Source organism: Bacteroides caecigallinarum, from assembly GCF_021530995.1.
Lineage (GTDB): Bacteria > Bacteroidota > Bacteroidia > Bacteroidales > Bacteroidaceae > Phocaeicola > Phocaeicola faecigallinarum.
Genome location: NZ_JADYTF010000392.1, coordinates 1 through 201, shown reverse-complemented (window position 1 = coordinate 201; position 201 = coordinate 1). Strand labels below are relative to the sequence as shown.

Here is a 201-nt window from a genome sequence, read left to right as displayed (position 1 = left end):
AGAGGCAGGCGGAATTCGTGGTGTAGCGGTGAAATGCTTAGATATCACGAAGAACTCCGATTGCGAAGGCAGCTTGCTGGAGCGTAACTGACGTTGATGCTCGAAAGTGTGGGTATCAAACAGGATTAGATACCCTGGTAGTCCACACGGTAAACGATGAATACTCGCTGTTGGCGATATACGGTCAGCGGCCAAGCGAAA

Annotated in this window: 1 rRNA gene; it reads left to right on the top strand. The window is 50.2% G+C overall.

What is annotated here, in order from left to right:
- Nucleotides 1–201 (top strand): 16S ribosomal RNA (locus I6E24_RS17170); the annotation flags it as partial.